Origin of the sequence: Fulvimonas sp. R45, assembly GCF_030504985.1 — a bacterium.
In the GTDB taxonomy this organism is placed as follows: domain Bacteria; phylum Pseudomonadota; class Gammaproteobacteria; order Xanthomonadales; family Rhodanobacteraceae; genus Rhodanobacter_A.
In genome coordinates, this window is the sequence record NZ_JASERU010000001.1 from 112,253 (window position 1) to 137,208 (window position 24,956).

23 protein-coding genes and 1 riboswitch are annotated in these 24,956 nt (G+C 69.8%); of the genes, 7 read left to right on the forward strand and 16 right to left on the reverse strand.

The genetic code is table 11. The features are described 5' to 3' along the window. Nucleotides 1-69: 69 nt before the first annotated feature. A complete protein-coding gene (gene cmk / locus QMK61_RS00525; RefSeq protein ID WP_302069707.1) occupies nucleotides 70-750 on the reverse strand; it encodes a (d)CMP kinase in 681 nt (226 codons plus the stop codon). A gap of 227 nt (nucleotides 751-977) precedes the next feature. Here cmk and QMK61_RS00530 point away from each other — a divergent pair, with 227 nt between their 5' ends. The 3 genes from QMK61_RS00530 (at nucleotide 978) to ykgO (ending at nucleotide 4,385) form a co-directional block, all read left to right on the forward strand. After that, the gene (locus tag QMK61_RS00530) at nucleotides 978-2,996 is read left to right on the forward strand and encodes an FAD-dependent oxidoreductase (RefSeq protein ID WP_302069709.1); all 2,019 of its coding nucleotides are present in this window, start codon (nucleotides 978-980) and stop codon (nucleotides 2,994-2,996) included. A 272-nt stretch (nucleotides 2,997-3,268) separates the two neighbouring features. Beyond that, nucleotides 3,269-4,174 (forward strand): LysR family transcriptional regulator, encoded by a 906-nt coding sequence (locus QMK61_RS00535; RefSeq protein WP_302069710.1) that lies wholly within the window; start codon nucleotides 3,269-3,271, stop codon nucleotides 4,172-4,174. A gap of 85 nt (nucleotides 4,175-4,259) precedes the next feature. Then, on the forward strand, nucleotides 4,260-4,385 hold the full coding sequence (gene ykgO / locus QMK61_RS00540; protein WP_008215056.1) for a type B 50S ribosomal protein L36: 126 nt from the start codon (nucleotides 4,260-4,262) through the stop codon (nucleotides 4,383-4,385). Nucleotides 4,386-4,493: 108 nt separating this feature from the next. Here ykgO and greA read toward each other — a convergent pair whose 3' ends face one another. From greA to carA, 3 genes are read right to left on the reverse strand one after another with little or no spacing between them, the layout of a single operon-like run. Then, a complete protein-coding gene (gene greA / locus QMK61_RS00545) occupies nucleotides 4,494-4,970 on the reverse strand; it encodes a transcription elongation factor GreA (RefSeq protein ID WP_302069725.1) in 477 nt (158 codons plus the stop codon). Continuing rightward, on the reverse strand, nucleotides 4,967-8,194 hold the full coding sequence (carB, locus tag QMK61_RS00550; RefSeq protein WP_302069726.1) for a carbamoyl-phosphate synthase large subunit: 3,228 nt from the start codon (nucleotides 8,192-8,194) through the stop codon (nucleotides 4,967-4,969). The genes greA and carB overlap by 4 nt, the downstream gene beginning before the upstream one ends. A gap of 1 nt (nucleotide 8,195) precedes the next feature. After that, nucleotides 8,196-9,323, reverse strand: a complete 1,128-nt coding sequence (gene carA, locus QMK61_RS00555) for a glutamine-hydrolyzing carbamoyl-phosphate synthase small subunit (RefSeq protein WP_302069727.1) — start codon at nucleotides 9,321-9,323, stop codon at nucleotides 8,196-8,198. Nucleotides 9,324-9,549: 226 nt separating this feature from the next. Here carA and QMK61_RS00560 point away from each other — a divergent pair, with 226 nt between their 5' ends. Continuing rightward, a complete protein-coding gene (locus tag QMK61_RS00560) occupies nucleotides 9,550-10,245 on the forward strand; it encodes a 2OG-Fe(II) oxygenase (protein ID WP_302069728.1) in 696 nt (231 codons plus the stop codon). A gap of 1 nt (nucleotide 10,246) precedes the next feature. Here the strand turns inward: QMK61_RS00560 and QMK61_RS00565 are convergent, their stop codons facing one another. The 8 genes from QMK61_RS00565 to hrcA all read right to left on the reverse strand — a co-directional run bounded on the left by QMK61_RS00565 (nucleotide 10,247) and on the right by hrcA (nucleotide 18,778). Further along, on the reverse strand, nucleotides 10,247-11,248 hold the full coding sequence (locus QMK61_RS00565; protein WP_302069729.1) for a sodium:calcium antiporter: 1,002 nt from the start codon (nucleotides 11,246-11,248) through the stop codon (nucleotides 10,247-10,249). A gap of 66 nt (nucleotides 11,249-11,314) precedes the next feature. Next, nucleotides 11,315-11,475, reverse strand: a riboswitch (yybP-ykoY riboswitch). Nucleotides 11,476-11,513: 38 nt separating this feature from the next. Continuing rightward, nucleotides 11,514-12,422 carry a pyridoxal kinase gene (gene pdxY / locus QMK61_RS00570; RefSeq protein WP_302069730.1) on the reverse strand — a complete coding sequence of 303 codons (909 nt, stop codon included), beginning with the start codon at nucleotides 12,420-12,422 and terminating at the stop codon, nucleotides 11,514-11,516. 8 nt (nucleotides 12,423-12,430) lie between these two features. Further along, on the reverse strand, nucleotides 12,431-13,228 hold the full coding sequence (gene dapB, locus QMK61_RS00575) for a 4-hydroxy-tetrahydrodipicolinate reductase (protein ID WP_302069731.1): 798 nt from the start codon (nucleotides 13,226-13,228) through the stop codon (nucleotides 12,431-12,433). Between the two features lie 71 nt (nucleotides 13,229-13,299). After that, complete coding sequence (dnaJ, locus tag QMK61_RS00580) at nucleotides 13,300-14,430, reverse strand: molecular chaperone DnaJ (RefSeq protein ID WP_302069732.1); 1,131 nt, start codon at nucleotides 14,428-14,430, stop codon at nucleotides 13,300-13,302. Then, nucleotides 14,427-15,005, reverse strand: a complete 579-nt coding sequence (locus QMK61_RS00585) for a TMEM175 family protein (protein WP_302069734.1) — start codon at nucleotides 15,003-15,005, stop codon at nucleotides 14,427-14,429. The genes dnaJ and QMK61_RS00585 overlap by 4 nt, the downstream gene beginning before the upstream one ends. A 58-nt stretch (nucleotides 15,006-15,063) precedes the next feature. Further along, nucleotides 15,064-16,980, reverse strand: a complete 1,917-nt coding sequence (gene dnaK, locus QMK61_RS00590) for a molecular chaperone DnaK (RefSeq protein ID WP_302069735.1) — start codon at nucleotides 16,978-16,980, stop codon at nucleotides 15,064-15,066. Nucleotides 16,981-17,102: 122 nt separating this feature from the next. Continuing rightward, the gene (gene grpE, locus QMK61_RS00595; RefSeq protein ID WP_302069736.1) at nucleotides 17,103-17,636 is read right to left on the reverse strand and encodes a nucleotide exchange factor GrpE; all 534 of its coding nucleotides are present in this window, start codon (nucleotides 17,634-17,636) and stop codon (nucleotides 17,103-17,105) included. An 80-nt stretch (nucleotides 17,637-17,716) separates the two neighbouring features. Next, a complete protein-coding gene (hrcA, locus tag QMK61_RS00600; protein WP_302069737.1) occupies nucleotides 17,717-18,778 on the reverse strand; it encodes a heat-inducible transcriptional repressor HrcA in 1,062 nt (353 codons plus the stop codon). Nucleotides 18,779-18,914: 136 nt separating this feature from the next. Between hrcA and recN the strand changes: the two genes are divergently transcribed. After that, nucleotides 18,915-20,588: a DNA repair protein RecN gene (gene recN / locus QMK61_RS00605; protein WP_302069738.1), complete on the forward strand. Its 1,674-nt coding sequence runs from the start codon at nucleotides 18,915-18,917 to the stop codon at nucleotides 20,586-20,588. On the opposite strand, the gene QMK61_RS00610 is transcribed toward recN, so the two are convergent. Further along, a complete protein-coding gene (locus QMK61_RS00610; protein ID WP_302069739.1) occupies nucleotides 20,589-21,227 on the reverse strand; it encodes a response regulator transcription factor in 639 nt (212 codons plus the stop codon). A 42-nt stretch (nucleotides 21,228-21,269) separates the two neighbouring features. Between QMK61_RS00610 and QMK61_RS00615 the strand changes: the two genes are divergently transcribed. After that, complete coding sequence (locus QMK61_RS00615) at nucleotides 21,270-22,892, forward strand: MASE1 domain-containing protein (protein ID WP_302069740.1); 1,623 nt, start codon at nucleotides 21,270-21,272, stop codon at nucleotides 22,890-22,892. A 300-nt stretch (nucleotides 22,893-23,192) separates the two neighbouring features. Here the strand turns inward: QMK61_RS00615 and fur are convergent, their stop codons facing one another. Further along, nucleotides 23,193-23,609 (reverse strand): ferric iron uptake transcriptional regulator, encoded by a 417-nt coding sequence (gene fur / locus QMK61_RS00620; RefSeq protein WP_302069741.1) that lies wholly within the window; start codon nucleotides 23,607-23,609, stop codon nucleotides 23,193-23,195. Nucleotides 23,610-23,685: 76 nt separating this feature from the next. On the opposite strand from fur, the gene bamE reads away from it, so the two are divergent. Continuing rightward, nucleotides 23,686-24,174, forward strand: a complete 489-nt coding sequence (gene bamE / locus QMK61_RS00625; RefSeq protein WP_302069742.1) for an outer membrane protein assembly factor BamE — start codon at nucleotides 23,686-23,688, stop codon at nucleotides 24,172-24,174. Here the strand turns inward: bamE and QMK61_RS00630 are convergent, their stop codons facing one another. Then, a complete protein-coding gene (locus QMK61_RS00630; protein WP_302069743.1) occupies nucleotides 24,175-24,453 on the reverse strand; it encodes an RnfH family protein in 279 nt (92 codons plus the stop codon). Beyond that, on the reverse strand, nucleotides 24,446-24,877 hold the full coding sequence (locus QMK61_RS00635) for a type II toxin-antitoxin system RatA family toxin (protein WP_302069744.1): 432 nt from the start codon (nucleotides 24,875-24,877) through the stop codon (nucleotides 24,446-24,448). The genes QMK61_RS00630 and QMK61_RS00635 overlap by 8 nt, the downstream gene beginning before the upstream one ends. Nucleotides 24,878-24,956: the final 79 nt, after the last annotated feature.

Consider the following 24,956-nt stretch of genomic DNA (forward strand, 5'->3'; position numbering starts at 1 on the left):
GGAAACCCCTCGGCACCGTTGACCACCATCCCCCGCCGCGGCAGGGGCACGAAAGCCGCCGCGCAGCGTTCAGCGCTGCACGACGGCGAGAACCTTGGCGACCACGTCGGCGATGGGCATGCCGGTGGTATCCACCAGCACCGCATCGACGGCGGGCTTCAGCGGCGCGACCGCCCGCGACGCATCGCGTGCATCGCGCGCCTCGATTTCGCGCTGAAGGCCGCCTAGTGTAACGTTCAGCCCCTTTTCCTTCAACTGCTTATAGCGCCTTTTCGCCCGTTCGGCGGCACTGGCGGTGAGGAACACCTTGAACGGCGTGTCGGGGAAGATCACGGTGCCCATGTCGCGCCCGTCCGCGACCAGCCCGGGCAGCTTGCGGAAACCCAGCTGAAGATCCACAAGTGCCTGGCGCACCGAGGGAATCGAGGCGATCGCCGAGGCCGCCGCACCGCCGGTTTCGGTGCGCAGCTCGTCGGTGGCGTCGTGCCCGTTCACCAGCACCCGGGTGTCGCCGCCATCCGCGGCGGGGGCGAAGCGGATTTTCGTGGATTGCGCGCAGCGGGTCACCGCCTCGGCGTCGGACAGGTCCAGCCCCGCCGCGCCGGCCGCATAGCCCACCGCGCGGTACAGCGCGCCGGAATCCAGCAGCCGCCAGCCCAGGCGCTCGGCCACCAGGCGGCTGACCGTGCCCTTGCCCGAGCCGGAAGGTCCGTCGATGGTCAGTACCGGGGCGGACGGGTTCGGGCTCATGCGGGCACCAGGCGGCGGAAGAACGGCTATCTTAACCCGCCGCCTCCGTCAGGGCGCGCGCATGCCCCGCCGCTCCGGTCGGCAACGACCGCGCCGGAACTTCGAAGCGACGCCGTCGAGGCGCCGAGCCCCAGACATCCACGCCACGTGGCAGGCCGCACGGCCGGGCGCTTGCGTCCACGCCCGGCAACGGGCACATTCATACGGTCGTTTGAACCAGGCGCCCCATGAACTACCCCCACCTGTTCGCCCCGCTGGACCTGGGCCACGTCACCCTGCCCAACCGCATCCTGATGGGCTCGATGCACACCGGCCTGGAGGACCGGGCCGCGGACTACGACAAGCTGGCCGCGTACTTCGCCGAGCGTGCGCGCGGCGGCGTGGGGCTGATGGTCACCGGCGGCATCGCGCCCAGCATCCAGGGCTGGCTGAAACCCTTCGGCGGCCGCCTCACCATGCCCTGGCACAAGCCGCGCCACCGTCGGCTCACCGACGCGGTGCACGCCGAGGGCGGAAGGATCTGCATGCAGATCCTGCATGCCGGCCGCTATGGCTACCACCCGCTGTCGGTGGCGCCGTCGCGGATCAGGTCGCCGATCACCCCGTTCACGCCGCGGGCGCTCTCCGCACGGGGCGTCGAGCGCACCATCGGCGACTTCGTCCGCTGCGCCCGCCTGGCCCGCGAGGCCGGCTACGACGGCGTCGAGGTGATGGGCTCGGAGGGCTACCTGATCAACCAGTTCATCGCCGCCCGCACCAACCACCGCAGCGACGCCTGGGGCGGCGACGCGGCGCGGCGCATGCGCTTCCCGGTGGAGATCGTGCGCCGCACGCGCGAGGCGGTGGGGCGCGACTTCATCATCATCTACCGGCTGTCGATGCTGGACCTGGTCGAGGGCGGGCAGTCCTGGGACGAGATCGTCGCACTGGCCAAGGCCATCGAGGCCGCCGGCGCCAGCCTCATCAACACCGGCATCGGCTGGCACGAGGCGCGCGTGCCCACCATCGTCACCAGCGTGCCGCGCGCCGGTTTCGCCTGGGTGACCCGGAAGCTCAAGGGCGAAGTGTCGATCCCGCTGGTGACCACCAACCGCATCAACATGCCCGAGGTGGCCGAGCGCGTGCTGGCCGACGGGGACGCCGACATGGTCTCGATGGCGCGCCCGCTGCTGGCCGATCCGGACTGGGCCAACAAGGCGAAGGCCGGCCGCGGCGAGCGCATCAACACCTGCATCGCCTGCAACCAGGCCTGCCTGGACCACGTCTTCCTGAACCGGCGCGCGAGCTGCCTGGTCAACCCGCGCGCCTGCCACGAGACCGAGCTGGCGATCGAGCCGGCGACGCAGCGCAAGCGCATCGCCGTGGTGGGCGCCGGGCCGGCCGGCCTGGCCTGCGCCACCACCCTGGCCGTGCGCGGCCACGCGGTGACGCTGATCGACCGCGCTGGCGAGATCGGCGGCCAGTTCAACTATGCCAAGCGGATTCCGGGCAAGGAGGAATTCCACGAGACGCTGCGCTACTTCCGCCACCGGCTCGCCGACCTCGGCGTAACCGTGCAGTTGAACCAGGAGGCCGGTGCCGACGACCTGCAGGCCGCCGGCTACGACGAGGTGGTGGTGGCCACCGGCGTGGTACCGCGCCGGGCGGACTTCCCCGGCAGCGACCACCCGCGCGTGCTGGGCTACCTCGACGTACTGGCGCGCGACGTGCCGGTCGGCCCGCGCGTGGCCGTCATCGGCGCCGGCGGCATCGGCTTCGACGTGGCCGAATTCCTGGTCGAGCGGCCGCCCTCGCCCAGCACCGACGTGGCGCGCTGGACCCGCGCATGGGGCGTGGACACCACCCTGGCGCAACGTGGCGGCCTGCGCCCCGCCGCGCCGGAGCCGCCCGCCCGCCAGGTCTGGCTGCTGCAACGCAGCGAGGGACGCCCGGGCGCCCGCCTCAACAAGACCACCGGCTGGGTGCACCGCGCCACGCTCAAGCACAAGGGCGTCACCATGCTGGGCGGCGTCACCTACCGTCGCTTCGACGACGAGGGCCTGCACGTCACGGTGGACGGCCAGCCGCAGTCGCTGCCGGTGGATCATGTGGTGGTCTGCGCCGGCCAGGAACCCGCGCGTTCCCTGGCCGACGCGCTGGCGGCGCGTGGCGTGCGCGCGCACGTGATCGGCGGTGCCGACGTGGCCGCCGAGCTCGACGCCAAGCGCGCCATCGCCCAGGGCATGCGGCTGGCGGCCACGCTCTGAGAGCCTTTTGCCGCATGCACACGAATGCCACGGCACCTCAAGAAGGTCCGTGAGCTCATTGAAAGGAAAGAAGAAATAAAGCGCCCCGCGAGCGACGCGTCAGTATCGGCTCATGGGGAGAGAAGCCGGATACTGCATGAGTAGCGTCGCTGCGGGGCGAGGGCCACACCACCCGGGGGGAGGGGGTTGGTGGCGTGACGAGAGCTACTTTATGATCGACGCGATACAGAATCAAATATATATTTAGATCGATATTTATATGGATCGCATATATGTTTGACTTCCGCCAATTGCGCTACTTCGTCGCCGTGGCCGAGGAGCTGAGCTTCACCCGGGCCGCCCAGCGCCTGCACATCTCGCAGCCGCCGCTGTCGCAGCAGATCCAGGCGCTGGAACAGGACCTGGGCGCGCGCCTGCTGGAGCGCAACAAGCGCAACGTATCGCTGACCGAGCCCGGCCGGCTGTTCCTCGAGCAGGCGCGGCAGATCCTGGACCGCGCCGAGCAGGCGCGCCAGCGCGTCGCCGAGGCCGCCGCCGGCTTCAGCGGCGAATTGCGGCTGGCCTATACGGTGTCGGTCTCGTTTCATCCGGCGCTGCCGCAGATCCTGCTGCGCTTCGGCCGCAACGCGCCGAACGTGCGCGTGCGGCTCAGCGAAATGTACACCGAGCCGCAGTTCTCCGCGCTGCGCGCAGGCCAGATCGACGTGGGCTTCGTGCGCAGCGAGCCCGTCCACGAAGTGGACGCCCGTGCCCTGCGGCTGCAGGTGATCGACCGCGAACCGCTGCTGCTGGCCCTGCCCTCCGGCCACCCGCTGGCCACGCGCCGGCGCCTGCGCATAGGCGACGTGGCCGGCGAGGCCTTCGTGGCCCAGCCACGCGAACTGGCCGCCACGCTGTACGACCGCCTGGTCCAGCTGGCCGCCAAGTCGGACTTCCACCCGCAGATCCGCCAGCACGCCCAGCAGTTGAACGGCTTGCTGGCGCTGGTGGCCGCCGGCATCGGACTGGCGCTGGTGCCGGCCACGATGCGCGCGGTGCAGCTGGCCGGCGTCAGCTACGTGCCGCTGGAGGACCCGGACGCCTACCTGCTGCTGGCCGTGGCCTGCCGCGCGGACGACACCTCGCCCGTGCTGGCGCAATTCCTGGCCACGGTCGCCGGGCCCGAAGTCCGTTCATGATTCCGGGTCTCCATGGGCTTGTGACAAGCCCTTGGAATCGCTACAATTCCGTGCTTGATTTTTTCATCCGTTCCAGGAGCTGGCCGTGAAGGTGCTTTCCTCTCTGAAGTCCGCGAAGCAGCGGCACCGCGACTGCAAGGTCGTGCGCCGTCGCGGCAAGGTGTTCGTGATCTGCAAGAGCAACCCGCGTTTCAAGGCCCGTCAGCGCTGATCCCAGCCGCGACGCGTCGACGAAAAAGGCCGCTTCGAAGCGGCCTTTTTCGTGCCCGGCCTCCGTGGCCCCGCGCCCGTGCGCAGGGCGCGAAAGAGCCCGGCGGCGCTACTCGTAGCGCACGCCGGTGATCTCGTAGCGCTTCACCCCGTTGGGCGCGGTGAACTCGAAGCTGTCGCCCTCGTTCTTGCCGATCAGCGCGCGCGCGATCGGCGAGGACACCGCGATCAGGCGCTTCTTGATGTCGGCCTCGAGGTCGCCCACGATCTGGTAGGTCACCGCCTCGCCGGAGTCCTCGTCCTCCAGGTCCACGGTGGCGCCGAACACCACCTTGCTGCCCGCGCCCAGGCGCGACACGTCGATCACCTCGGCGGTGGACAGCGCCGCCTCCAGTTCCGCGATGCGGCCCTCGATGAAGCTCTGCAGCTCGCGCGCGGCGTGGTACTCGGCGTTCTCCTTCAGGTCGCCGTGCGCGCGAGCCTCGGCGATCGCCGCGATGATGCGCGGACGCTCCTCCGACTTCAGGCGGTCCAGCTCGGCGCGCAGGCGCTCCGAGCCGGTCTTGGTGATGGGGGCGCGGCTCATGCGCGGAGCTCCTTGTGCAGTTCCTGCAGGCTGTGCACTTCGCCGGCCCCGTGGAAATCCAGCGAGTGAACCAGCGCACGCGCGCCCGCAACGGTGGTGGAATAGGTAACGCGGTGCTGCAGGGCCTCGCGCCGGATCGAGAACGAGTCGGCGATCGCCTGCTTGCCCTCGGTGGTGTTGACGATGTAGACGATCTCGCCGTTCTTGATCAGGTCGACGATGTGCGGCCGCCCCTCGAGCACCTTGTTGATGCGCTCGCAGGCCACGCCGTGGCTGCTGAGGTAGGCCGCGGTGCCGTCGGTCGCCACCAGGCTGAAGCCGCGCCGCAGCACGTCCTGCGCCACCGGCAACAGGCGCTCCTTGTCGGCGTCACGCACCGAGACGAACACCTTGCCCTTGGGCGGCGTCCTGATGCCGGCCGCATCGTGGCCGCGCGCGAACGCGGCGCCGAAGTTGCGGCCCACGCCCATCACCTCGCCGGTGGAACGCATCTCCGGGCCGAGGATCGGGTCCACGTTCTGGAACTTCAGGAACGGGAAGATCGCCTCCTTCACCGAGTAGTACGACGGGATCACTTCCTTCGTGGCGCCCTGCTCCGCCAGCGACTTGCCGGCCATCGCGCGCGCGGCGATCTTGGCCAGCGGCATGCCGGTGGCCTTGGACACGAACGGCACCGTGCGCGAGGCGCGCGGGTTCACTTCCAGCACGTACACCGTGTCGCCCTGGATGGCGAACTGGGTGTTCATCAGGCCGATCACCTTCAGCTCCTTCGCCATCGCGGCGACCTGGCGGCGCAGCTCGTCCTGGATCGCCGGCGAAAGCGAATACGGCGGCAGCGAGCAGGACGAGTCGCCCGAGTGCACGCCCGCCTCCTCGATGTGCTCCATGATGCCGCCGATCAGCACGTTGCCGCCGGCGTCGGCGATGATGTCCACGTCCACCTCGACCGCGTGGTCGAGGAAGCGGTCCAGCAGCACCGGCGAGTCGTTCGACACCTGCACCGCCTCGCGGATGTAGCGCGCCAGGTCGGCGTCGTCGTAGACCACTTCCATCGCACGGCCGCCCAGCACGTAGCTCGGACGCACCACCAGCGGGTAGCCGATCTCGCGCGCCAGCGCCAGCGCCTCGTCGGCGTTGCGCGCGGTGCGGTTCGGCGGCTGGCGCAGGCCCAACTTGTGGATCATCTGCTGGAAGCGCTCGCGGTCCTCGGCCAGGTCGATGGAATCGGGCGTGGTGCCGATGATCGGCGCACCCGCCGCTTCCAGCGCGCGCGCCAGCTTCAGCGGGGTCTGGCCGCCGTACTGCACGATCACGCCCTTCGGCTTCTCCAGCTCGACGATCTCCAGCACGTCTTCCAGCGTCAGCGGCTCGAAGTACAGGCGGTCGGAGGTGTCGTAGTCGGTCGAGACGGTTTCCGGGTTGCAGTTGACCATGATGGTCTCGAACCCGTCCTCGCGCAGCGCCAACGCGGCGTGCACGCAGCAGTAGTCGAACTCGATGCCCTGGCCGATGCGGTTGGGGCCGCCGCCGAGCACCACGATCTTCTCGCGGCCGGACGGGTTGGCCTCGCACTCCTCCTCGTAGGTGGAATACATGTAGGCGGTGGTGGTGGCGAACTCGGCCGCGCAGGAATCCACGCGCTTGTATACCGGCCGCACGCCCAGCGTGTGGCGCAGGTGGCGCACCGCGGCTTCGTCGGTGCCGGTCAGCTCGGCGATGCGCGCATCGGAAAAGCCCATGCGCTTGAGTTCGCGCATGCGCGGCGCGTCCAGCGCGGAAAGGCCCTGCGCCTGCACGTCCCGCTCGGTCAGCACGATGTCCTCGAACGCGGCGAGGAACCACGGGTCGACGCGGCTGAGGCCGTACACCTCCTCCAGCGACAGGCCGGCGCGGAAGGCGTCGGCGAGGTGGAACACGCGGTCGGGCCGCGGCTCGCGCAGTTCGCGCTTCAGCCTGGCCAGCCCCTCGGCGCCGGACAGGTCCAGCCCGGTCGGGTTGAGGCCGGTCTTGCCGATCTCCAGCCCGCGCAGCGCCTTCTGCAACGATTCGTGGAAGCTGCGGCCGATCGCCATCACCTCGCCCACCGATTTCATCTGGGTGGTAAGGCGCGCGTCCGCCTGTGGGAACTTCTCGAACGCGAAGCGCGGGATCTTGGTGACCACGTAGTCGATGGTGGGCTCGAACGAGGCCGGCGTGAGGCCGCCGGTGATGTCGTTCTTCAGCTCGTCCAGCGTGTAGCCCACCGCCAGCTTGGCGGCGACCTTGGCGATCGGGAAGCCGGTGGCCTTGGACGCCAGCGCCGAGGAACGCGATACGCGCGGGTTCATCTCGATCACCACCACGCGGCCGTTCTCCGCGTTGATGCCGAACTGCACGTTGGAGCCGCCGGTGTCCACGCCGATCTTGCGCAGCACCGCGATGCTCGCGTCGCGCAGGCGCTGGTATTCCTTGTCGGTGAGGGTCTGCGCCGGCGCCACGGTGATCGAGTCGCCGGTGTGCACGCCCATCGGATCGAGGTTCTCGATCGAGCAGACGATGATGCAGTTGTCCGCGGTGTCGCGGACCACCTCCATCTCGAATTCCTTCCAGCCGAGCACCGATTCCTCGACCAGCACTTCGTGCACCGGCGAGAGCTCGAGGCCGCGCTTGACGATCTCCTCGAACTCCTCGACGTTGTAGGCGATGCCGCCGCCGGAGCCGCCCAGGGTAAAGCTGGGGCGGATGATGGTGGGGAAGCCGACCTTGGCCTGGATCTCCACCGCCTGCTCGTAGCTGCGCGCCACTTCCGCCTTCGGGCATTCCAGCCCGATGTCGGCCATCGCCTGCTTGAACAGCTCGCGGTCCTCGGCCATGCGGATGGCGTCGCGCGAGGCGCCGATCAGCTCGACGCCGTGCTTCTCGAGCACGCCGTGGTCGGCCAGGTCCAGCGCGCAGTTGAGTGCGGTCTGGCCGCCCATGGTCGGCAACACCGCGTCGGGCTTTTCCTTGGCGATGATGCGCTCGACCGTCTGCCAGTTGATCGGCTCGATGTAGACCGCGTCGGCCATTTCCGGGTCGGTCATGATCGTGGCGGGATTGGAGTTCACCAGGATCACCCGGTAGCCCTCCTCGCGCAGCGCCTTGCAGGCCTGGGCGCCGGAATAGTCGAACTCGCAGGCCTGGCCGATCACGATCGGGCCGGCGCCGATGATCAGGACGCTCTTGATGTCGGTGCGCTTGGGCATCTCAGCGGGTCTCCTGCATCAGCTGGGCGAAACGTTCGAACAGGTAGGCGATGTCGTGCGGCCCGGGGCTGGCCTCGGGGTGGCCCTGGAAGCAGAACGCCGGGCGGTCGGTCAGCGCGAAGCCCTGCAGCGAGCCGTCGAACAGCGAGCTGTGGGTGACCCGTACGTTGGCCGGCAGCGTCGCCGGGTCCACCGCGAAGCCGTGGTTCTGGCTGGTGATCAGCACGCGGCCGTCGTCGTGGTCCTTCACCGGGTGGTTGGCGCCATGATGGCCGTATTTCATCTTCAGCGTCTTCGCGCCCAGCGCCAGGCCCATGATCTGATGGCCCAGGCAGATGCCGAACAGCGGGATCCGCGCGTCGAGGAACTGCTTCGTGGCGGCGACCGCGTAGTCGCAGGCCGCCGGGTCGCCGGGCCCGTTGGAAAGGAACACGCCATCGGGCTTCATCGCCAGCGCCTCGGCGGCGGGCGTCTGCGCCGGCACCACGGTGATGTCGCAGCCCTGCTCGGCGAGCAGGCGCAGGATGTTGAACTTCACGCCGTAGTCGTAGGCCACCACCTTGAAACGCGCCAGCGGCTGCCGGAAGGCCATGCGGTCGAGATCATAGGTGCCCTCCTTCCACGGATAGGCCCTGGACACGCTGACCACCTTGGCCAGGTCCATGCCGTTCAGGCCCGGGAAGGCGCGCGCCTTGGCCAGCGCCGCGGCTTCGTCGACGGACTCGCCCGCCATGATGCAGCCGTTCAGCGCACCCTTCTCGCGCAGGATGCGGGTGAGGCGCCGGGTGTCGATGCCGGCGATCGCCACGGTGCCGTGGCGCTTGAGGTAGTCGGGCAGGCTCTCGGTGCTGCGCCAGTTGCTGGGGCGGCGCGGCACGTCGCGCACGATCAGGCCGGCGGCATGCACCGCGGCGGATTCGGCGTCCTCGGCATTGCAGCCGGTGTTGCCGATGTGGGGGTAGGTCAGGGTGACGATCTGGCGGGCATAGGAGGGATCCGTGAGGATCTCCTGGTAGCCCGTCATCGCCGTGTTGAACACCACCTCGCCGACGGTTTCGCCGGCGGCGCCCACGGCATGGCCGTGGAACACGCTGCCGTCTTCGAGGGCGAGCAGAGCGGGAATGGGCATGGGAAGGCCGCCTTTTTCGGATACAGCAAGATCCGCAAGCCGCATGAAGCAGGCTTGTGGATGCTGGGTGAAGAGAAGTCTCGGGCGGGTCGCAATGATAGGCCTGCGCAGCCGCACTGTCCACCGGAACGGCTCACGCCATGTGCGGCGACCGTATCGGCGACGTTGTCGCCCCGTCCACGCGCGCGGGCGTTAAACTGGTGTATCCAAGCCATCCGCCCGCCCCATGAACGCTGCCGTCCTGCTCGACCCCGCCCGCCTCGATCGCCCGGACACGCATGTCGGCACGCAGCCCTTCCCGTTCATGATCGCCCATGGGCAATTGCCGGACGAGGCGCGCGGCGACCTCGACCGCGACTTCCCGCGCTATGCCAGCGCCGGCTTCTTCCCCTACGACCCGGCCGATTGCGGCCCGATGGTCAATGCCCTGGTCGAGCGCCTGACCTCGCCCGAGTTCGCCAGCACGGTGGGCCAGCGGCTGGGCATCGACGACCTCGGCCAGTACCCCACCCTGGTCACGCTGTGCCGCTACCTCAACCGGCGCCACGGCACCATCCACACCGACAGCAAGTCCAAGGTCGCCACCGCCCTGCTCTACCTCAACGCGCAATGGCCGGACACCAGCGAAGGTTGCCTGCGCTTCCTCAACCGCATCGACAACATCGACGATCTCGCCGCGCCGGAGCTGATTCCGCTGTACGGCGAGTTCGCGGTGTTCAAGCGCTGCGACAACTCCTTCCACGGCCATCTGCCCTACGAGGGCGAGCGGCGGGTGATCCAGGTCGCCTGGCTGACCAGCGAAGAGGAAAAGCTGCGCAAGACCAGGCGCGGCAACTTCTCGCGCGCGTTCAAGAAGCTGGCCGGCGCGCTGGACCGCCGCTTCGGCGCCGGCCGCGACCGCAGCGCCGCGCACTGCGATTGAGCTACGCGGCGAAATACCCCGTCACGAACATCGCGAACACGCCGTACAGCAGCCCCACCGGCATCAGCCAGCGCGCGCTGGCGTGCCCGCGGCGGAACAGCCACCACAGGTAGCCCACCGCCACCACGGTGAGGGCGCCGGCCACCATCAGCGGCACGTCGAACAGCCATGGCGTGGCGAAGATCGCCAGCGCGCTGGGCACGGTGGCCTGGATCATCATTGCGCCGGAAATGTTCGCCAATGCCAGCCGCTCCTTGCCCTGGCGCACCCAGATCAGCGCGTTCACCGTCTCCGGCAGTTCGGTGGCCACCGGGCTGAGCAGCAGCGCCACCAGGTGCGGCGGCATGCCGAGGACCACGCCGATGACCTCCAGCTGGCCCACGAACACGCGCGAGGCCAGCGCAATCACCACCAGCGCCAGCACCGCCTGCAGCAGCACCCGCGCCATCGACGGCTCCGCCGCGCGCGGCTGGAACTTCAGCGGCTCCAGTTCCTCTTCCTCGGGCGCGGTATCGCCCTGCTTCACCTCGCGCCACACGTAGAGCGCGTACGCGGCGAGGAACAGCACGCCCAGCCACGGCTTCAGCGCGAACACCACCAGCCCCAGCGCGCACTTGGCCACGAAGATGGCGAGGAACCACGCCTGGTCGCGCGCCAGCCGGCGGTGATCGACGCGCACGCGGCCATCGTCGCGGCGCAGGCGGCGGCGGTTCGCCCACAACGCCAGCCCGACCACCGCATAGGCGATGGTGGCCAGCACCAGCGGACCACCCAGCGCCGCGCCCACGCCGATGTCGCGCGCCTGCGGGGTCTTGCCGAAGACCACCGCGACGAAGGTCACCGCACTTTCGGGCAGGGCGGTGCCGAAGGCGGCCAGCACGGTGCCGGTGGCGGTGGCGCCGAGGTCGAGCTTGCGACCCAGCCATTCAACGCCGTTGACGAAGTACTCGCAGGCGACATAGATCGCCCCGGCGGAAAGCAGGAACAACAGCGCAGTGGACATGCATGGGATCCGGGCCGGGCGAGCGGAAACCGATGGCGCAACGACGCCGCTCGCCCGGCCGCGGGTGAGCACGTCGTGGCCAAAGGTCTCGCCGGGCGCATGCGGCGCGGGCCGCGTGGCCATCCGCGCCATGAAGCCGACGGCTTCAAGTCTGTTGACGCGGATTCCTCGGGAATGGAAGCCGGAGCTTCCGGGAGCGAGGATGGCTACTCCCCAATGACAACGGCGCGCATGGTATCGGCAGCGGCCGGCGGCGGCAAGCGACCTACGCCGCGACGGCGGGGAAGCGCGCCCTGCCGGCCTGCCGTGCCACCGGCGCGGCGGCGTTGATGTCCAGTTCCTCGATGCCGGCCGCCAGCGTGGCCTCGAGCATCACGTGCACGGCCGACACGGCGCGCTCCAGCGCGTTCGGCAGGGCTTCGCCTTGCAGCATCAGCGCCACCAGCAGCGCGGTGAGCACGTCGCCGGTGCCGGCCACGTCGAGCGGCAGTTCGGGCGTGGCGACCTTCCAGCAGGCCTCGCGCCCCACCGCCAGGGTGAGCAGTCGCCCGCCGTCGCCGCGCACGCTGTGTGCGACCACCCAGGACGGTCCGCGCGCCAGCAGGCCACGCGCGGCCGCGATGGCCTCGCGCTCGCCACCGACGGAGCGTCCACCGAGGCGCTCCAGCTCGAACGCGTTGGGCGTGACCATCCAGGCGTGCGGCAGCAGGCGTTCGCGGAATACGCCTTCCAGCGCCGGCTCGACGTAGGGGCCGGTGTGGGTGTCACCGATCACCGGGTCCAGGCAGAAGCGCAGCTGCGGCGCCTGCGGCAGGGTCCCGTCAAGCCAGTCGGCGAAGGCCTCGCCGTTCGCCGCGCTGCCCAGGTAGCCCGACACCAGCATCCGCGCGCGCCGGTGCACGCCGCGTTCGCACAGGCCGCGCAGCAGGTCGGCGAACCAGTCCGCCGGCAGCACGCGGCCGCGCGTGGTGGGATAGAACGGCGCATTGCTGAGCAGGGTGGTCGGCACCTCGGCCACGCGCAGGCCGAGCTGGCGCAGCGGCGGCACTGCCGCGCTGTTGCCGGCATGCCCGTAGACCAGTTGGGATTGCACCGAAACGATATCCACCGGCGCGGGACCGTCCGGCCGCTGCCGGTGGCCGTGGATGATGCGTGGATCGAGGTCGTCGGTCACGCCGCCGCTCAGCCGCCGGTGCGCTCGGCCAGCATGGCGTCGAGGTCGTAGGCGCCTGGCGCACGTCCCGCCAGCCAATGGGCGGCTTCCAGCGCGCCGCGCGCGAAGATCGAGCGGTCGGTGGCGCGATGGCCCAGCTCGACCCGTTCGCCCTTGCCCAGCAGCAGGGCCTGGTGTTCGCCCACCACGTCGCCGCCGCGTACCACCGCGAAGCCGATCGAGCCGGCGCGGCGGGGACCCGGCCGCCCCTGGCGCGCATAGACCGCGGCGTCCGCCAGCACCACGCCGCGCGCCGCCGCGGCGGCCTCGCCCAGCGCCAGCGCGGTGCCGGAGGGCGCATCCTCCTTGCGGCCGTGATGCGCTTCGACGATCTCCAGGTCCCATTCTCGCAGCGCGGCCGCGGCCTGGCGCAGCAGCCGCGTCAGCACCGCCACGCCGAGGCTGAAGTTGGCCGCGCGCAGCAGCGGGATGCGCTGCGCGGCCTCGGCCAGGCGACGTTCCTGCGCGGCGTCGAGCCCGGTGGTGCCGGTGACCAGGGCGATCCGATGGGACAGGCAATGCGCCAGCGCGGTGCCGAGCCCGGCCGGGCTGCTGAAGTCGACCACCACGTCCAGCGCCGGCGCGGCCTGCCAGTCGTGCGTGCAGCGCAGGGACATGCCGGGCAGCGGCACGCCGTCGTGCTCCGAGCCGGGCGTCACCGCGGCATGCGCCAGCTCGAACCGTCGGTCCGCGCGCACCTGCTGCAGCAGTTCGCGGCCCATGCGGCCGGAGGCACCGTTGATGGCGAGGCGGAGGCTGGAGGTCATGCCGGTTCCCGGTGAAAACGCCAAGCGTAGCGCGTGCGCCGCGGGCCGGGCACGGCCGCGGCGGCCACGGATCAGGATACCTGCGAAGTCACGCGCGACCAGAACTGCTTCACGCCGTCGACCCAGGTCTTGGCCTGCGGCTGGTGCTTTTCCGCCTCGCCGTCGGCGAAGGTGGACTCGAGCTGCTCGAACAGCTCGCGCTGCGCCTTGGTGAGGCGCACCGGCGTCTCCACCACCACGCGGCAGATCAGGTCGCCGGCACGACCGCTGCGCACGGACTTCACGCCGCGCCCGCGCAGGCGGAACTGCTGGCCGGTCTGGGTCTCCGGCGGCACGGTGATCGATACCTCGCCGTCCAGCGTGGGCACCGGCAGTTCGGCGCCCAGCGCCGCCTGGGTGAAGCGGATCGGCAGTTCGCAATACAGGTCGTTGCCGTCGCGCTGGAAGATCTTGTGCTCACGCACCCGCACTTCCACGTACAGGTCGCCCGCGGGCGCGCCGCCGGGGCCGGCCTCGCCCTGCCCGTTCAGGCGGATGCGATCGCCGTTGTCCACGCCCTCGGGGATGCGCACCGACAGCGTGCGGCGCTCGTCCAGCATGCCTTCGCCGCGGCAGGCCTTGCAGGGCTTCTCGATCGCCCGGCCGCTGCCGCCGCAATGCGGGCAGGCCTGCTGGATCGAGAAGATGCCGTTCTGCATGCGCACGCGGCCATGGCCATGGCAGGTCTTGCAGGTCACGGTCTTGCCGTCGGCCGAGCCGGTGCCGTTGCAATGGTGGCAGCTGACCTGGGTGGGGATCTCGATGGTCTTCTCGACCCCGAACACCGCTTCCTCGAGATCGAGCTCCATGATGTAGCGCAGGTCGGCGCCGCGGCGCGGCTGGCGGCTGCGCCCTCCGCCGAAGATGTCGCCGAAGATGTCGCCGAAGATGTCGCCCATGTCGCCGAAGCCGCCGGCACGGCCGCCCCCCATGCCGCCTTCGAAGGCGGCATGGCCATACTGGTCGTACATGGAGCGCTTCTGCGCGTCGGACAGTACTTCGTAGGCCTCCTTGGCTTCCTTGAATTTCTCCTGCGCCTGCGGGTCGTCGGGGCAGCGGTCGGGGTGGTACTTCATCGCCAGGCGGCGGAAGGACTTCTTCAGCTCGACTTCGGTGACGGTGCGCTCGACACCCAGGACTTCGTAGTAATCACGCTTGCTCATTGCTTGATCCGCGATTCGATGCGCCGATCGGGGATGAACCAGATCGCTGCCACCGTGGCATAACACAGGCAGGACACCCACGGCGCCACGAAGGCCAGCAGGATGCCTGCCACATACATGGCGACGGCGAGCCAGCCTTTCCAGTCCGCTCCCACCGCCTGCGCCAGCAGCGAGGACTCCCCGCCATTGGCCGCGATCAGCAGGTGCTGGAACGGCTGCCAGGCCAGCGCGCACATCAGCAGCACCATGCCGTAGACCGCCACCGGCAGGGCCGCGAACTCGTTCTCGCCCATCCAGCCGGTCGCCACCGGCATCAGCGACAGCCAGAACAGCAGGAACAGGTTGGCCCACAGCACCTTCCCGTCCACCCGCTCCGCGGCGTGCAGGAAATGATGGTGGTTGTTCCAGTAGATGCCCACGTAGACGAAACTCAGCACGTAACTGAGGAACACCGGCCATTGCGCGGCCAGCACCTCCCAGCCGCTGCCGTGCGGCACCTTCAGCTCCAGCACCATGATGGTGATGATGATGGCCAGCACGCCGTCGCTGAAGGCTTCCAGGCGCCCCTTGTCCATGCTCCCCTCCAAAGGGCGCGAGCGCCCGTAGGCGCCCGCGCTCCGGCTACCGGCCCGGTCAGGCCGACTTGCCGTCGTTCTTCACTTCGGTGAACTCGGCATCCACCACGTCGTCGCCCGCGGACGGGCCCTCGCCCGGCGCCGGCGGCGGGGTAGCGCCGCCCTGCGCGGCAGCGTACAGCGCCTGGGCCACCTGCTCCAGCTTGCCGATCTTCGACTCGATGGCGTCCTTGTCGTCGCCGTCCTTGACCTTCTCCAGGTCGGACAGCGCGCCCTCGATGGTCGAGAGCTGGTCGGCCGGCACCTTGCCGCCGTGCTCCTTCAGCGCGCTGCGGGTCGCGTGCACCAGCTGGTCGGCCTTGTTGCGGGTGGCGACCAGCTCGTGGAACTTCCGGTCCTCTTCCTTGTTCGCCTCGGCATCCGCGACCATCCGCTGGATTTCCTCGTCGGACAGGCCCGAGCCGGCCTTGATCTCGATCTTCTGCTCCTTGCCGGTCTTCTTGTCCTTGGCCGACACGTGCAGGATGCCGTTGGCGTCGATGTCGAAGGTGACCTCGATCTGCGGCATGCCGCGCGGCGCCGGGTCGATGCCGGCAAGATCGAACTTGCCCAGCGACTTGTTCGCGCTGGCGCGCTCGCGCTCGCCCTGCAGCACGTGCACGGTCACCGCGGTCTGGTTGTCGTCGGCGGTGGAGAACACCTGCGAGGCCTTGGTCGGCACCGTGGTGTTCTTCTCGATCAGCTTGGTCATCACGCCGCCCATGGTCTCGATGCCCAGCGACAGCGGGGTCACGTCGAGCAGCAGCACGTCCTTCACCGAACCGCCCAGCACGCCGCCCTGGATCGCCGCGCCCACAGCCACGGCCTCGTCCGGGTTGACGTCCTTGCGCGGCTCCTTGCCGAAGAAGTCCTTCACCGATTCCTGCACCTTGGGCATGCGGGTCTGGCCACCGACCAGGATCACCTCGTCGATGTCGGACACGCGCAGGCCCGCATCATTGAGCGCGATGCGGCAGGGCTCGATGGTGCGCTTGACCAGGTCTTCCACCAGCGCCTCCAGCTTGGCGCGGGTCAGCTTGATGTTGAGGTGCTTCGGACCGGAGGCATCGGCCGTCACGTACGGCAGGTTCACCTCGGTCTGGTGGCTGGAGGACAGCTCGATCTTGGCGCGCTCGGCGGCGTCCTTCAGGCGCTGCAGCGCCAGCGGGTCCTTGCGCAGGTCGATGCCCTGGTCCTTCTTGAATTCCTCGATCAGGTAGTCGATGACGCGCATGTCGAAGTCTTCGCCACCGAGGAAGGTGTCGCCATTGGTGGCCAGCACCTCGAACTGCTTCTCGCCGTCGACCTCGGCGATCTCAATGATCGACACGTCGAAAGTGCCGCCGCCCAGGTCGTACACCGCGATCTTGCGGTCGCCGCCCTTCTTGTCGAGCCCGTAAGCCAATGCGGCCGCGGTCGGCTCGTTGATGATGCGCTTCACTTCCAGGCCGGCGATGCGGCCGGCGTCCTTGGTCGCCTGGCGCTGGCTGTCGTTGAAGTAGGCGGGCACCGTGATCACCGCCTCGGTGACCGGCTCGCCGAGGTAGTCCTCGGCGGTCTTCTTCATCTTCATCAGCACCTTGGCCGAGATCTCCTGCGGCGCCATCTTCTTGCCGTCGGAGGTCTGCACCCAGGCGTCGCCGTTGTCGTGCGCCACGATGCCGTAGGGCACGATGTGGAGGTCCTTCTGCACCTCGGCGTCGGTGAACTTGCGACCGATCAGGCGCTTCACCGCGTAGAAGGTGTTCTTCGGGTTGGTCACGCTCTGGCGCTTGGCCGGCGCGCCGACCAGCACTTCGCCGTCCTTGCTGAAGGCCACGATCGACGGCGTGGTGCGATCGCCTTCCGCGTTCTCGATGACCCTGGTGGTGGTGCCGTCCATCACGGATACGCAGGAATTGGTCGTACCCAGATCGATGCCGATGATCTTGCCCATGTGTTCTGCTCCGATGCTTGTGCGGCCCCCGCGGCCGCGATGTGTTCCAGATGGGGGTCTGGCCCCCCGATTCAATGCCGGCGCGGCTTTCGATGCCGCGCGTTCATCCGCGCGCCGCGCGCTCAGTCCTTCGCCACGGCGACCAGCGCCGGGCGCAGCAGGCGCTCGTTCAGCACGTAGCCCTTCTGCAGCACGCCGACCACGGTGCCTGCCGCGGCGCCGGGCGCCTCGACCATGCTCACGGCGTGGTGGCGCTCCGGATCGAGCGGCTGGCCGAGCGGATCGACCGGGGTCAGGCCGTGGTTCTCGCCCACCTTGAGCAGCGACTTCAGGGTGAGGCCCAGGCCTTCGCGCATCGCCGCCACGTCGGCGGTTTCCACCGCCAGGCCGCTTTCCAGGCCGTCGAACACCGGCAGCAATTCGTTCAGCAGCTTCTCGTTGGCGAAGCGGCGCGCCTGCTCCAGGTCGCGGTGCAGTCGGCGGCGCTGGTTCTCCAGCTCGGCCTTCTCGCGCAGCACGGTCTCGCGCAGCTCGGCGTTGCCGGCCTCCAGTTCGGCCACGCGGGCCTTCAGCGCCTCCAGGTCGGCATTCGGCTGCCCGGCCGCGCTCGCGTCGGCGGGCGCGCCCTGCGGCGCCTGCGGGTCAATGTTCTGCATGAATCGCTCCAAACCTCGTCCGTGGCCGGCACCCGTGCCGACCGTCCAAAAACCGCGGGGAACCCCGCCTCCCGTGGCCTCTATGAGGCCGTCGCCGCGCGATTCAAGGCATCGCTGAGCAGGCCGGCCGTGGCCTGCACCACCGGGATCACCCGCTCGTAGGCCATCCGCGTCGGCCCGATCACGCCCACCGCGCCCAGCACCCGGCCCTGGGCACCGTAGCTGGCGGTGACCACGCTGCAGCCGTCCAGCGCGGAGAACCCCGATTCCTCGCCGATGAACAGCCGCACGCCCGGCGCCCGAGCGCACACCTCCATCAGTTGCAGCAGCTCGTTCTTCTTCTGGAACGCCTCGAACAGCTCGCGCAGGCGGTCCAGGTCGGCGAGCTCGGCGCAGGCCATCAGGTTGGTCTGGCCGCTGACCAGCACGTCGTCGTCTTCCGTCTCCGGCGCGAACGACGCGGCGGCCAGCTCCATCGCGCTGGCCAGCAACCGGTTCAGCTCGCTGCCTGCCTCGCGCAGCTCGCTGCGCAGGTGGGCGCGGATGTCGTCGATGCGCAGGCCGATGAAATGGGTATTGATGTAGTTCGCTGCCTGCTCCAGCTCGCGCCCCTGCAGCGGGCGGTCCAGCTGCACGATGCGGTTCTGCACCTGGTTGTCGGCGTAGACCAGGATCACCAGCACGCGGGCCTCGGGCAGCGGCACGAAATCGATGTGGCGCAGCGGAAAGTCGGCCTGCCGCGGCACCGTCACCACGCCGGCGAAGCGGGTCATCGCCGAGAGCAGGGTCGAGACGTTGCCGAGCAGGTCGCGGGTGGTGGCGGGCCGTGGCGGCAGCTCGCGGCGCAGCCGCGCCATCTCCTCGCGCGGAAGCGGCTGCAGCTCGATCAGGCTGTCCACGAACAGGCGCAGGCCGCGCGGCGTGGGCACGCGCCCGGCGGAGGTATGCGGCGAGGCCACCAGGCCCGCGTCCTCCAGGTCGGACATGATGTTGCGGATGGTGGCCGGGCTCACGTCCAGCCCGGACGAGCGCGACAGCGTGCGCGAGCCGACCGGTTCCCCGTCGACCAGGTACTGCGCGATCAGCGTGCGCAGCAGCCGGCGCGCGCGGGCATCGAGTTCGTGGCTGGTCGGAAAGGACATGCGCTGTGGCGATCCGTGAGACGCACAAGAAATAAGGTCTGCGCGGCCGGCATGCAAGCGGCCACCGCTCGCATTGTAGCTGCCGGCCTGCCGCTACAATCGCCCCATCGATACCGGACTGCCTCCAGCCCAGCCCATGCTCACCTCGCTCTATGTCCGTCACCTCGCCGTCGTCGAGGCCGCCGAAATCGGCTTCGGCCCGGGCCTCACCGTGGTCAGCGGCGAAACCGGCGCCGGCAAGTCGCTGCTGGTCGACGCCCTGCTGCTGCTGGCCGGAAGCCGCGCCGACAGCGCCATGGTGCGCGCCGGCAGCGACCGCGCCGAACTGGCCGCCGAGTTCGACCTGGGCGAACTGCCCGAGGCCCGCGCCTGGCTGGCGCGCGAGGAACTGGACGAGGACGGCGCCTGCCAGCTGCGCCGGGTGATCCGGGCCGAGGGCAGCTCGCGCGCCTGGATCAACGGCCGCCCGGTCAGCGCCGGCCAGCTCGGCGAACTGGCCGGCCTGCTGGTGGAGATCCACGGCCAGCACGAACACCAGGCGCTGCTTTCCCGCAGCCACCAGCTCGCCCTGCTCGACGCCTACGCCGGCCACGAGGCGCTGGCCGCCCGGGTGCGCGAGCTGGCCACGCAGTGGCGCGAGCTGGGCGCGCGCATGCGCCGGCTCGGCGGCGGCGAGGACCGCGAACACCGGCTGGAACTGCTGCGCCATGAACTGGGCGAACTGGAGCAGTGGGCGCTGCCGCCGGACGCGCTGGCGGAACTGGAAGCCAGCCACCGGCGCCTGGCCAATGCCGGCCGCCTCGCCGAGGGCACCACCGGCGTGGTGGAACTGCTGGATGGCGACAGCGAATTCGCGCTGCAGCGCGCGCTGGGCCGCGCGCAGGCGGAACTGGGCAAACTGGCCGCGCTGGACGACCGCCTGGCGCCGCTGCTCGACCTGCTCGAAAACGCCCGCATCCAGCTCGACGAGGCCGCCGACGGGCTGGGCCGCTACGCCCAGGACGTGGACCTGGATCCCGAGCGCTTCGCCGAGGTCGACGCCCATCTGGCCCGCCTGCACGAACTGGGCCGCCGCCACCGCCTGGCCCCGGCCGAGCTGCACGGCCGCCTCGCCGAACTGCGCGCCGAACTGGAAGAACTGGAAGGCGCCGGCGACGCGCTGGAACAGCTCCTCGCCCAGCGCGGCCGCATCGAGGCCGACTACGCGCGCACCGCCGCCGAGCTCAGCCGCGCCCGCCGGGCCGCCGCCACCCGCCTCGGCCGCGAGGTCGGCGCGCTGATGGGCGAACTGGGCATGACCGGCGGCGTGCTGCAGGCCGAACTGGAACCGGCCGAGGGCGACGAGCCCGACGCCCAGGGCCGCGAACGCTGCGAGCTGCTGGTCAGCGCCAACCCCGGCCAGCCGCCGCGACCGCTGCGCAAGGTGGCCTCCGGCGGCGAGCTGGCGCGCATCAGCCTGGCCATCGAGGTCGCCACGCTGGGCAAGGACAGCGTGGGCACGATGGTGTTCGACGAGGTGGACACCGGCATCGGCGGCGCGGTGGCCGAGGTGGTCGGCCAGAAGCTGCGCGCGCTGGGCGCGAGGCGGCAGGTGCTGTGCGTCACCCACCTGCCGCAGGTGGCGGCGCAGGGCCACGCGCACCTGCGCGTGTCCAAGCACAGCGGGGACGCGTCCACCCGCACGCTCATCGAGTCGCTGGACGCCGCCGGGCGCCGCGACGAGCTGGCGCGCATGCTCGGCGGCGTCGAGATCACCCGCGAGACGCGGGCCCATGCGAAGAAGATGCTGGAGCAGGCGCAGGCCGGTTGATCAGCCGCGCGCGGCGCCCAACAATCCGCGCTCGCTGGCCATCCGGTAGAGGTCCAGTTCCGAACCCGCGCCCAGCTTGCCCATCAGGCTGGCGCGATGGATGTAGATGGTCTTCTGGCCAATGCCCAGTTCCGCCGCCACCTGCTTGGGCGTGCGGCCGGCGGCCAGCAACAGGAACACCTCGCGCTCGCGCGCGGTGAGGCGGTCGACCGGGTCCAGCGCCTCGTTCGGCCGTTCGGCGCGGCGCCGGCGCAGGTCCGAGCTGAGGAACTGCTCGCCCTGCATCACCGCGCGCAGGCCGGCCACCAGTTCCTCCGGCGCCACGCCCTTGGTCACGTAGCCGCTGGCGCCGCGGCGCAGCGCCTCGGACACGTAGGGTTCGCCGTCGTGCATGCTCAGCACCACGATGCGGGTGTCGGCGGCCACGCTTCGCAGGTGCTCGATCAGCGGCAGGCCGCTGCCGTCGGGCAGCGACAGGTCCAGCGCCACCAGGTCGGGACGATGCTGGGCGATCGCCTCCACCGCATCGTCCGCGTTGCGGCATTCGGCGATCACCTCCAGGTCCGGCTCCATTTCGATGAGCCGTTTGAATCCTTCGCGCACGATGGCGTGGTCGTCGACCAGAACGATGCTGTACATGCCGCCAATGTATCAGCATGGAGCCGCCGGATGCGGCGGCACATGTACCATCCGCGCATGCGCCTGTCCCTACCGCCCACGCTCGTCCGCGGCCCCCTGCTGGGACTGGGTTACGCCCTGCTGTGGGGCCTGCTCTGGCCCACCGCCGAGCCCTACTGGATGCTGCCGTTCGGCCTGCGCTTCGGCGCCCTGCTGCTGGCGCCGCTGCGCTACTGGCCCTGGCTGCTGGGCGGCGAGCTGGCCGCCACCGCGCTGATCGAGGTGCATGACGGACTGCCGCTGGGCTGGCTGGGCTTCGCCGCCGGCGACCTGCCGCAGCCGCTGGTGATCGCCCTGTGCCTGTGGCTGCTGCGTCGGGCCAGCCTGCGCCCCAGCCTGCGCGATCCCGAAGACGTGTCGCGGCTACTGCTGTCGGTGGCCTTCACCGTGCTCGCCGCGGCCGCCACCGACGCCATCGTGCTGGCCCTGCTGCACGCCTCGCCCTCCTCCGGCATGCTGCTGCGCGCGCTGGGCCAGGACCTGCTCGGCAACTACGTGGGCGTGCTGCTGGCGGCGCCGCCGTTGATCCTGCTGCTGCGCGCCCGGCCTTCGCGGCAGGCACTGCGCGGCCTGCTGATGGACGGCCTGCTGGTGATGCTGCCGTCGCTGCTGATCCTGCTGGCGCTGACCGAGCAGGCCGGCCCGCAGCGGGAATTCGCCCGGGCGCTGTCGCTGGCGCCGGTGTTGTTCTTCGCCTTCCGCCATGGCTGGCGCGGCGCCAGCCTGTCCATGCTGGTGGTCAGCCTGGGCATGGCCACCGTCGACCGCCTGGTGGCGCACGCCGTGCCGACCGCCTCGGCACAGCTGTTCCTGGCGGTGGCCGGCACCGGCGCGCTGATGCTGGGCTCGGCCACCGACGCCCTGCGCCGCAGCAGCGCCCGGGTGGCCGAGCAGAACGTGCACCTGGCCGCGGTCAACCGGCGCCTCGACCACCTCGCCCGCCAGTTGCGCGACGCCGCGCGCGGCAACCTGCAGGCCGAGGAGGACCAGCGCCGGCACATGGCCGCCGAGCTGCACGACGAGCTGGGCCAGAACCTCACCGCGATCCAGACCCACGTGAAACTGGCGCAGTCACGCCTGCAGCAGGCCGGGCTGGAGGACATCGGCACGTCGATCAACGGCATCCTCGACCACATGCGCCGCGCCCTGCACCGCCTGCTCGACGACCTGCGCCCGGCGGTGCTGGACGAGTTCGGCCTGATGCGCGCGCTGGACGAAGGCCCGATCCGCGACCTGCTCGGCACCGCCGGCATGGCCTACCACACCGACCTGCGCGGCGAGCCGCGCCTGCTGGAGGAGGACATCCGCACCGCGCTGTACCGGCTGGCCCAGGAAAGCGCCACCAATGCGGTAAAGCACGCCCAGGCCAGCGAGTTCCGGCTGCGCCTGCGCATCGGCGAGCGTCCCGGCGGCACGCTGGCACTGCTGGACATCCGCGACAACGGCGTGGGCCTGCCGGAACGGGTTTCCGGCGACGGGCGCGGCCTGCAGGGCATGCGCGACCGGGTCACCTCGCTGGGGGGGCTGTTCCGCCTGCGCACCGGCGGCGGTGGCGTCCACCTGCGCGTCCTGTTGCGCAGCAACACGCCGAACCGTGAGCCAGTTCGCCCGAATCCGGGCGACTAGGAAATTTTCCAATATCGCTTGCGTGAAGCCTTCGTTAGGATCGTCCCATCGATGTGGGGGAGCCGCCATCGCAAGATGGTGTGCCGAGCCAACCGTGGGGACGGTCGGCTCGAAGAGCGGCAGGATGCCGTTCCGCCGGAGTCGAAGGCGACAAGCACGTATCACGAGCAATTCGGGTACACCGCAGCGCCATGCGACAACGGATAAACCGCTGGGTGGACAGGAGTCCTCCCGCGGTTTTTTTTATGCCCGGCTTTCTGGCCTGCCCGGCGACACCCTGCACCCGAGGACGTGGGTGTCCTACTTCGCGCGCGCCTTGGGCCGCACGTACAGCACCAGGCTGTGATCCTCGATCACGTAGCCGTGGCGGGCGGCGATCTCGTGCTGCAGCTTCTCGATCTCCTCGCTGACGAACTCGATGACCTTTCCGCTGTCCACATCGATCATATGGTCGTGGTGCTGGCCGCGATCGAGTTCGTACACGGCCTGCCCGCCCTCGAAGTTGTGCTTGATGAGGATGCCGGCCGCCTCGAACTGGGTCAGCACCCGATACACCGTGGCCAGGCCGATGTCCTCCTGATGGGCAAGCAGCTTCTTGTAGACGTCCTCGGCAGTGAGGTGGCGTACGCCCCCTTCCTCGAAGATCTGCAGGATGCGCATCCGCGGGTGGGTGACCTTCAGGCCGGCGCGGCGCAGTTCCTGGCTTTCCTGTTCCATCGCTAGCTCCCCGATACACAGTGCGGTCAAGCCGTTAGTGTATCATCGACACCTTCACGATCCGGACGCAACACGCATGCACAAACTGATCCGCACGCTGGGTTTCGCCATGCTGGCCCTGCCACTGGCAAGCTGCCGCCTCGTGTACACACCCAACGTGCAGCAGGGCAACCTGTTCAACAAGTCGGTGGACCAGAAGGCCCTGGACCAGCTGAAGCCCGGCCTGACCAAGGAACAGGTGATCGCGCTGCTGGGCACGCCCTCGGTGGCCTCGCCGTTCGAGCATGACCGCTGGGACTACGTCTCGACCTATTCCTACCGCGGCGGCCCGATGCAGTTGCACACCATGAGCCTGTACTTCGACAACGACACCCTGGTGCGCACCGAAGGCGCCATGTTCGCCGAGAACACCAAGCAGCTCCTGAAGGAAAACCAGAAGTACCACGTGAACTACCCGGTCAACGAGACCGAGGGCGACAAGAGCGAGACCAAGAAGGACAAGCCCGCGATCAGCGTGAGCGGCACCAGCGGTCTGCCCGACAACGGCAAGAACGGCAAGCCCTGATCAACCGCCGGCCCGGCGCCGGCGGGCCTCTTTCGGATCCAGCGCCAGCGGCCGGTAGACTTCCACCCGGTCGCCGTCGTGCAGCACGTGATCCGCCGCCACCTGGCGACCGAACACCCCCAGTTGCACCGGGTCGATCGACAAGTCCGGCCAGTCCTGCGCCACCCCGGCGGCGACCACCGCCTGCCATGCGGTGGCGCCGGCTGCCAACTCCACGCGATACGTTTTCTGGCGGTCAGGCAGCGCGCAGGCCACCTCCACCATGATGCACTCAGCCATACTGGCGCTCGGCCTGGTGGCAGAAGTCGTCGACCATGCGGGTGGCCAGGCCCTGGAAGCCGAGCTTCAGCGCCATGCCGCCCAGCCGGCCGGCGTAGTCGAAGTCCAGCGCGAAGACGATCTTGCAACCCGCGTCGCCAAGCGCCACGAACTCCCACACGCCCTCCAGGCTGCGGAACGGCCCGTTGACCAGGCTGACCTGCAGGCGCCGCGGCCGGTCCATCGTGTTGCGCGTGGTGAAGCTGTGGTGCAGGCCCGCGAACTTGAGATCCAGCCTCGCCACCAGCATGTCCTCCCCGCGCTCCAGCACCTCGGCGGCGGAACACCAGGCGAAATGCTTTGGGTATGCTTCGACCTCGTTGACCAGGTCGAACATCTGCGCCGGCGAATACTTCACCAGGGCGGTGCGGCGGATCTCGATCACGGCAGCCTCGTCGGTTCCTGCATCCGTTCCCGGATGCGAAAATGCGGCATCCCATCACGGATGCCTTCAACCCAGGGTC

Bases quoted from the DNA above. Each gene is read 5' to 3' on its own strand.
- dnaJ (WP_302069732.1), bottom strand. From the start codon at position 14,430: ATGAGCAAGCGTGATTACTACGAAGTCCTGGGTGTCGAGCGCACCGTC.
- greA (WP_302069725.1), bottom strand. From the start codon at position 4,970: ATGAGCCGCGCCCCCATCACCAAGACCGGCTCGGAGCGCCTGCGCGCC.
- QMK61_RS00610 (WP_302069739.1), bottom strand. From the start codon at position 21,227: ATGTACAGCATCGTTCTGGTCGACGACCACGCCATCGTGCGCGAAGGA.
- QMK61_RS00630 (WP_302069743.1), bottom strand. From the start codon at position 24,453: ATGGCTGAGTGCATCATGGTGGAGGTGGCCTGCGCGCTGCCTGACCGC.
- dnaK (WP_302069735.1), bottom strand. From the start codon at position 16,980: ATGGGCAAGATCATCGGCATCGATCTGGGTACGACCAATTCCTGCGTA.
- QMK61_RS00560 (WP_302069728.1), top strand. From the start codon at position 9,550: ATGAACGCTGCCGTCCTGCTCGACCCCGCCCGCCTCGATCGCCCGGAC.
- dapB (WP_302069731.1), bottom strand. From the start codon at position 13,228: ATGACCTCCAGCCTCCGCCTCGCCATCAACGGTGCCTCCGGCCGCATG.
- carB (WP_302069726.1), bottom strand. From the start codon at position 8,194: ATGCCCAAGCGCACCGACATCAAGAGCGTCCTGATCATCGGCGCCGGC.
- QMK61_RS00585 (WP_302069734.1), bottom strand. From the start codon at position 15,005: ATGGACAAGGGGCGCCTGGAAGCCTTCAGCGACGGCGTGCTGGCCATC.
- QMK61_RS00615 (WP_302069740.1), top strand. From the start codon at position 21,270: ATGTACCATCCGCGCATGCGCCTGTCCCTACCGCCCACGCTCGTCCGC.
- QMK61_RS00565 (WP_302069729.1), bottom strand. From the start codon at position 11,248: ATGTCCACTGCGCTGTTGTTCCTGCTTTCCGCCGGGGCGATCTATGTC.
- grpE (WP_302069736.1), bottom strand. From the start codon at position 17,636: ATGCAGAACATTGACCCGCAGGCGCCGCAGGGCGCGCCCGCCGACGCG.
- recN (WP_302069738.1), top strand. From the start codon at position 18,915: ATGCTCACCTCGCTCTATGTCCGTCACCTCGCCGTCGTCGAGGCCGCC.
- QMK61_RS00535 (WP_302069710.1), top strand. From the start codon at position 3,269: ATGTTTGACTTCCGCCAATTGCGCTACTTCGTCGCCGTGGCCGAGGAG.
- hrcA (WP_302069737.1), bottom strand. From the start codon at position 18,778: ATGTCCTTTCCGACCAGCCACGAACTCGATGCCCGCGCGCGCCGGCTG.
- fur (WP_302069741.1), bottom strand. From the start codon at position 23,609: ATGGAACAGGAAAGCCAGGAACTGCGCCGCGCCGGCCTGAAGGTCACC.
- QMK61_RS00530 (WP_302069709.1), top strand. From the start codon at position 978: ATGAACTACCCCCACCTGTTCGCCCCGCTGGACCTGGGCCACGTCACC.
- cmk (WP_302069707.1), bottom strand. From the start codon at position 750: ATGAGCCCGAACCCGTCCGCCCCGGTACTGACCATCGACGGACCTTCC.
- carA (WP_302069727.1), bottom strand. From the start codon at position 9,323: ATGCCCATTCCCGCTCTGCTCGCCCTCGAAGACGGCAGCGTGTTCCAC.
- bamE (WP_302069742.1), top strand. From the start codon at position 23,686: ATGCACAAACTGATCCGCACGCTGGGTTTCGCCATGCTGGCCCTGCCA.